At 69.1% G+C, this 6667-nt stretch carries 7 protein-coding genes and 2 pseudogenes; 5 read left to right on the top strand and 4 right to left on the bottom strand.

Translation table 11 applies throughout. The annotated features are described in order from the left end of the window. The 3 genes from ACFE86_RS20525 to ACFE86_RS20515 form a co-directional block, all read left to right on the top strand. Positions 1–425 (top strand): aminotransferase class V-fold PLP-dependent enzyme (locus ACFE86_RS20525; protein WP_375457173.1); only part of this gene is annotated, 425 nt, incomplete at its 5' end. Between the two features lie 149 nt (positions 426–574). Next, positions 575–958, top strand: a complete 384-nt coding sequence (locus ACFE86_RS20520; protein WP_375457172.1) for an SUF system Fe-S cluster assembly protein — start codon at positions 575–577, stop codon at positions 956–958. A 131-nt stretch (positions 959–1089) separates the two neighbouring features. Next, a complete protein-coding gene (locus tag ACFE86_RS20515) occupies positions 1090–1467 on the top strand; it encodes a HesB/IscA family protein (RefSeq protein ID WP_375457171.1) in 378 nt (125 codons plus the stop codon). A 13-nt stretch (positions 1468–1480) separates the two neighbouring features. On the opposite strand, the gene ACFE86_RS20510 is transcribed toward ACFE86_RS20515, so the two are convergent. From ACFE86_RS20510 to ACFE86_RS20500, 3 genes are all read right to left on the bottom strand, one after another. Further along, positions 1481–2542 (bottom strand): GGDEF domain-containing protein, encoded by a 1062-nt coding sequence (locus ACFE86_RS20510; RefSeq protein WP_375457170.1) that lies wholly within the window; start codon positions 2540–2542, stop codon positions 1481–1483. Positions 2543–2658: 116 nt separating this feature from the next. Further along, the gene (locus ACFE86_RS20505) at positions 2659–4263 is read right to left on the bottom strand and encodes a DEAD/DEAH box helicase (RefSeq protein WP_375457169.1); all 1605 of its coding nucleotides are present in this window, start codon (positions 4261–4263) and stop codon (positions 2659–2661) included. A gap of 205 nt (positions 4264–4468) precedes the next feature. After that, positions 4469–4732 (bottom strand): hypothetical protein, encoded by a 264-nt coding sequence (locus ACFE86_RS20500; protein WP_375457168.1) that lies wholly within the window; start codon positions 4730–4732, stop codon positions 4469–4471. A gap of 409 nt (positions 4733–5141) precedes the next feature. Here ACFE86_RS20500 and ACFE86_RS20495 point away from each other — a divergent pair, with 409 nt between their 5' ends. Continuing rightward, on the top strand, positions 5142–5990 hold the full coding sequence (locus ACFE86_RS20495) for an outer membrane protein (RefSeq protein ID WP_375457167.1): 849 nt from the start codon (positions 5142–5144) through the stop codon (positions 5988–5990). Between the two features lie 189 nt (positions 5991–6179). Next, a pseudogene (locus tag ACFE86_RS20490) lies at positions 6180–6365 on the top strand (chromate transporter); the annotation flags it as partial. A 71-nt stretch (positions 6366–6436) separates the two neighbouring features. Here the strand turns inward: ACFE86_RS20490 and ACFE86_RS20485 are convergent. Continuing rightward, positions 6437–6667: pseudogene (locus tag ACFE86_RS20485) on the bottom strand (DNA topoisomerase IV subunit B); the annotation flags it as partial.

The following is a 6667-nucleotide window of genomic DNA, read 5'->3' as shown; positions in this document are numbered from 1 at the left end:
ACAACGACCCGCCGCACCGCTTCGAGGCGGGCACGCCGGCGATCGTCGAGGCGGTGGGCCTCGGGGCGGCGTTGGAATTCATGATGGCGGTGGGCCGCGATAGGATCGCGGTGCACGAGGCCGACCTGACCGCCTACGCGCAGGAGCGCCTCGGCGCGATGAACTCCGTCCGCCAGATCGGCAACGCCCGCCACAAGGGCGGCGTCATCGCCTTCGAGATGAAGGGCGCGCACGCCCACGACATCGCGACGGTGATCGACCGCTCGGGCGTCGCCGTGCGGGCCGGGACGCACTGCGCCATGCCGCTGCTGACCCGCTTCGGCGTGACCTCGACCTGCCGCGCCTCGTTCGGCCTCTACAACACCCGCGCCGAGATCGATGCGCTCGCCGAGGCGCTCGGCCGTGCCGAAATGCTGTTTGCCTAATATCAAGCCTCGATGCGGGCAACGCATCGAGGCTTGGCCCCCGCGACTGCGGGGCGGCGGTCGTCGGCCGGACCTCATAGATCCTGGCCCATGAGACGTTCTGGACGGATCGGTCGCACGTTTGCGGCGACCGGCGGAGGATTGAGACCATGAGCACCGACGCGACGATCACCGGCGGCGCCAACACGCCCAAGGTCGCGGCCGCCCAAGGCGTGCCGCCGGCCGAACTCGACCGCCTCACCGACGACATCGTCGCGGCGCTGAAGTCGGTCTACGATCCGGAGATCCCATCCGACATCTACGAACTTGGCCTGATCTACAAGGTCGACATCGACGACGACCGCAAGGTCGCCATCGACATGACGCTGACGGCGCCCGGCTGCCCCGTCGCCGGCGAGATGCCCGGCTGGGTCGAGACGGCGGTCGCCGCCGTTCCCGGTGTCCAGTCCTGCGCCGTGACGATGGTGTTCGATCCGCCGTGGGACCAGAGCCGCATGTCCGACGAAGCCCGCGTCGCCCTCGACATGTGGTGAGGGATGCGCCGTCCCGGACCCGGCGCACGACCCGCGCCGGTGGACCGCGGACAGCCGAACGCTTATCTTCAGCGCGCCAGGATAGACCGTTGCCAGCCCGGGCCTTGAATCCGGTCGCCGGAGAGCCAACCATGTCCACCAGTTTCAAGGTCATGTCGCTGACCGATGCGGCAGCCACGCGCATCAAGGCGATCATCGCCGACGCCGACCGCCCGATCGCCGGCCTGCGGGTCGGCGTGAGGAACGGCGGCTGCGCCGGGATGTCCTACACGATGGAATACGCCGAGGACCGCAAGGCCGGCGAGGACGTGATCGAGGACCGCGGGGTCACGGTGTTCGTCGATCCGAAGGCGCTGCTGTTCCTGCTCGGTACGCAGATGGACTTCCAGACGGGCAAGCTCGCCTCGCAGTTCGTGTTCAACAACCCGAACCAGACCTCGGCCTGCGGCTGCGGCGAGTCCGTCGCCATCACGCCGGTCGGCCCGGAGCGCCTCCTCGCCCCGGCCTGAGCGGCCGCTTCGGTCAGGCGACGGCCGCGATGATTTCCGCCGCGGTCGTGTCGTCGAGCGTGCGGTTGCGGCCGCTGCGCTTGGCCGCGAACATGCAGAGGTCGGCGCGCTCCAGCAGCAAGACCGGCGTGTCGCCGGGCCGGTAGACGGCGAGGCCGAGCGAGATCGTCACCTTCCCGAGCGATTCGCCGGTCGATCGCTTGACCAGTTCCCGGCCCATGACGCTGGTGCGGACCTTCTCCGCGACGGCGCGCGCAGCCTCGCGCCCGGTTCCGGGCAGCAGGATCGCGAATTCCTCGCCACCGAATCGTGCGAGCAGGGCGCCTCTGCCGACAGTCTCGCGCATGACGATGGCGACGAGACGCAGCACCTGATCGCCGGTGAGGTGCCCATAGAGATCGTTGAACCGCTTGAAGAAGTCGATGTCGAGGACGATCAGGCTCGCCGCCGCGCCGCAGGCGGAGGCGTCGAACGTCTCGCGCAGCATCTCCTCGAAATGCTTGCGGTTGGCCAGACCCGTCAGCGGGTCGGTGAGGGTCTCGATCCGGGTCGCCTCCAGTTTCTCGCGCAGACCTTCGACTTCGGTGCGGCTCTCGCGCATCCGCGCTTCGAGGGTTCTGTTGTTGGTCGCGACCTCGCGGGTGGTCGCGACCAGCGTGGCGACGATCTCGCGCAGGCGTGCGCGGTTCAGGGTCGATCCTGCAAGGTCCTGGCTCAGCGCGCGGAGCGACTCTCCGTATTGGGCGGCGGAGCCGAGCGAGAGATCGAGCATCTCCATGATGGCCTCGATCTCCGTCAGCATGGTCGCGCCGGTCTCGCCGGCGGCCGTGGCGTAGCGCGAGGCACCGAGATAGCTGTCGTGGAGGTCGTCGATATCGCTCGCCGACAGGCCGGCGTTCCGCGTGGTCAGACGCTTGACCGCATCGTTGAGCAGCGGCAGTTCACCGGAGACGTAAGTGTACCAGACGGCGTAGGCGCTCGGCGTCGCCGAAGGCCCGTAATCGCGCATCAGTTCCTGGGCGCGCTGCGCCAGGGCGAAGCTGCGATCGCGGTCGGCATAAGACCCCTGGCTCATCCGGTCCCCGTCGTCCGTCCTCGGCAAACCACCGCGCGTGACGCTTCGGAGCCGGGACGACAGGTTGACCTGCTGAGCGTGGACGGACCGTTAAAACGGTCCGGCGGCGCGGTGGATCACCCCTGCTTTTTCACCACAGCCGGCCTCAGCATGAAGGCCGGAACATGCTCGCCGAGACCGACCGGCGTATCGCCGTCGTCGTCGCGGCGCCGCCCCTGGGAGCCGCGGTCCTCGCGGTGACGCTCGGGTGCCGGGCGGGGGACGGGCGGCGCACGCTCCGGCCGCGACCGTGCCTCGGCCGGTTGGCAACGGGGCTCCTCTCGACGACGCGGCTCCTCTTGGCGACGGGGCTCCTCCTGGCGACGCGGCTCCTCCTGGCGCTGCGGAGCCTCGCGCCGGGGCGCTTCCGCCGCGGTCGGAGCGGCCTCGGCCGTCTGATCCGGCTTCGGAGCGCCGCGCCGGGCACCGGGACTCCGTGCCGCGCGGGACGCCTCGCCATCGCCGACGCCCTTGCGCCCGCGGCGCCCGGACTCGCCCGAGCGGCCGCGGTGGCGCGTGCGGGTCTCGCCCTCGCCCTCGTCGGTCGCGACCGAGGCGAGGTCTCCGTCCATCCATTCGATCGGCTGGCCGATCAGCGATTCGATCGCCTGCAGCGAGCGGTCGTCGCTGCGGCTGACCAGGGTGAAGGCCGCGCCCGAGCGGCCGGCGCGGCCGGTGCGGCCGATCCGGTGAACGTAATCCTCGGGGTGGTTCGGCACGTCGAAGTTGAAGACGTGGCTCACCGCCGGGATATCGAGGCCGCGCGCGGCGACGTCGCTCGCCACGAGCAGGGCCGTCTCGCCGGCGCGGAATGCATCCAGCGCAGCGGTCCGCGAACGCTGGTCCATGTCGCCGTGGAGCGCGGCCGCATCGAAGCCGTGGCTCACCAGCGACTTCTGCAGCAGCGCCACGTCGCGCTTGCGGTTGCAGAAGATGATGCCGTTCTTCAAGTCCGTCTCGCCGCGGATCAGCCGGCGCAGGCGATCGCGCTTGGCGCTGCCCTCCGACGACGTCGCGACGAGGCGCTGGACGATGGTCTCGGCGGTGGAGGCGGCGCGCGCGACCTCGATCCGCTCCGGATTGTGCAGGAAGATGTCGGCCAACCGCTCGATCTCCGGCGGCATCGTCGCGGAGAAGAACAGCGTCTGGCGGGTGAACGGCACCATCTTCACGATGCGCTCGATGTCCGGGATGAAGCCCATGTCGAGCATGCGGTCGGCCTCGTCGATCACCAGGAGTTCGACGCCGCTGAGCAGCAGCTTGCCGCGCTCGAAATGGTCGAGGAGTCGCCCGGGGGTGGCGATCAGCACGTCGGTGCCGCGGGTGATCTTGGCGTCCTGGTCGGCGAAGGAGACGCCGCCGATGATCAGCGCGACGTTCAGCTTGTGGTTGGTGCCGTAGCGGTCGAAGTTCTCGACCACCTGTGCGGCCAGTTCGCGGGTCGGCTCCAGGATCAGGGTGCGTGGCATGCGGGCGCGGGCGCGTCCGTTCTCCAGCATCGTCAGCATCGGCAGCGTGAAGGCCGCGGTCTTGCCGGTGCCGGTCTGGGCGATGCCAAGGACGTCGCGCCGGGCGAGCACGTGCGGGATCGCTTGGCTCTGGATCGGCGTCGGTTCCGTGTAGCCGGCGGCGGTGACGGCCTGGAGGACCTTGTCGCTCAGTCCGAGATCGGCAAATGACATAAGCTTTTGAGAACCGTTGCGCGCGGGGTCGGGCCGGCCGGCGCGGAGGAGATCGTCGCGGCGACGGCCTGGACCGGCTGTCGGGTCGAGGACCCGCCGCGCCTGCGAGTGCGCGGGACACTTAGGCCCTTGCAACCGCTTGTCAATCTCACCTGCCCGGTGTGTCCCGCGTTTCGCGCCGAAGCGTGGCTCGCGCGGGACCGCTTCAGGGCCGGGCCGGGCGCGATCCGGAACCGGTGCCGCAGGGGTCCAGCCGCACGGAGCGCGCGCCCCGCGCGATCGACCCGGTGGTGTCCGGATCGGTCACGGACTTCGCCACCCGCATCGGATCGGAGGCATCGGTATGCCCGTGGGCGAGGTACTGCGTCATCGCCAGCCCGACGAAGCCGGCGATCCCGGCGGTGCGGATCGCCCAGGCCAGGGTTCCGCTCGAACGCACGCCCTCCTCCACCCCGCTGCCGTCGCCCATCCCGCATCCCCCGGCGGCTGAAGGTCCGAAACCGCCGCCGACAGTCTCCGCGATCACGGTTAACCGCGGGCTTACGCGCATCTGCGGGGGCGCAAGCCATGCCGTTCGGAGATGAGAATTCGTCTCGGAACGCGGCAGGCATCATACTGCAAATAGCGGTTTCGGTCGCGGCAAGTCTTTTTCGGATGCGGCCGTTCGGGACGAGGCAATCCCCACGTCGATGCTATCGGTGCGAGCGATGTGCGCCGGAGCACATCCGAACGCGTGGCCTTCTAGACCGAACATGACCTTTACCTTTCGTTGACGGCTCGCGGTTCATCTGGCCGGGCTTGTTGCAGGAATGCGACAGACCCCGTAACCGCCGCGGCCTAGAAGCATCCCGGCTTTGCCAACCAGGACCAGAGAAAACATGAAGACGCTTCTCCTCGCTTCGACCGTGCTTGCCGGCCTCACCGCCGTCGCGTCCGCGGCAGACCTGCCGCGCCGCGCGCCCCCGCCGGTGTTCACCCCGGTTCCGGTCTTCACCTGGACGGGCTTCTACGCCGGCTTCAACGCCGGTTACGGCTTCGATGCCTCCGACCGTCGCGGCGCGACCGTCGTGAACGTCGCGCCCGGCACGGCCGTCGCCGCCGCCGTCCCGACTCAGATCGCCTTCGGCGGCGCCGCCTCGACCGACGGCTTCACCGGCGGCGGCCAGATCGGGTACAACTACCAGCTCACCCCGGGCTCGGGCGTGGTGGTCGGCATCGAGGCCGACGCCCAGTACGTCGATTTCGGGCGCAACCGGAACCGCTACCTCGTCACCCCCGGCTTCGCCCTGGCGCCCGGCGTGCAGGCGTTCAGCCCGAACGGCGTCTCGAGCCTCGACTTCTTCGGCACGGTCCGCGGCCGCCTCGGCTACGCCTTCGACCGTACCCTGGTGTACGGCACCGGCGGCTTCGCCTACGGCGCCGGCGGCGGCAACCAGTTCGGTCTGCCCAACAGCAGCCGCGACGACTTCCGCACCGGTTACGCCGTCGGCGGCGGCATCGAGTACGCGCTTCCCACCGACTCGTTCCTGAACGTCTTCCGTTCGTCCGCCGTGACGCTCAAGGTCGAAGGCCTGTACGTCAACCTCGACCAGAGCAACCGCCTGAACGGCGCCTACGCCACGAACGGCGCGACCACGTTCTACGCCCCGGGCTACGTCGCCCGCCGCAACGAGACCGAGTTCGCCGTTGTCCGCGCCGGCATCAACTACAAGTTCGGCTCGTACTAAGCATCATTCCGCGAAGTGTCCCACGGTTCTGATCTCCGGCGCCATGTTCCGCCTTCAGAATCAATGTTGCGTTTAAAATAAACCTAAAGTAACGCGAGGTCGCCTCTTCCCGGAGGCGGCCTCGCTTAGGTTTAGATTGGTAGCCGCGCGCTCTTTCCACTGCGACCCTGGGCGTCTCGATCATGGCCGGCGCCACCTACGATGCCTCCGCTGCTCGCCGGGACCCAGGGGGGCCTGCTCACCACCTGGGTGACCTTCGCGCCGTGCTTCCTCTGGATCTTCGTCGGCGCGCCCTACGTCGAGAGACTCCGGGGGAACCGGGCGCTCGCCGGTGCCCTTGCGGCCATCACCGCCGCGGTGGTCGGCGTGATCCTGAGGCGTCACGCGCAACGCCGGAAAAGCCCGACGGCCGGGTCTTTCCATGAGCCGCCGGGCGCTCGACGGGGTCAGATGTCGAGGTCGGTGTTTTCCGCAAATGCGGCGCGCTCGGAGATAAAGGCGAAGCGCGCCTCCGGCTTGTTGCCCATCAGCCGCTCCACCGTGTCGCCGGTCGATTCCCGCGCCTCGTCGAGCACCGCAACGCGCAGGAGGATGCGCTTCTTCGGGTCCATGGTGGTCTCCTTGAGCTGGGCCGGCATCATCTCGCCCAGGCCCTTGAAGCGGCCGATCTCGACCTT

Source organism: uncultured Methylobacterium sp., from assembly GCF_964244095.1.
Lineage (GTDB): Bacteria > Pseudomonadota > Alphaproteobacteria > Rhizobiales > Beijerinckiaceae > Methylobacterium.
Note: the sequence above shows the minus strand (reverse complement) of the source record. Positions and strands in the feature narration are given on the sequence as shown.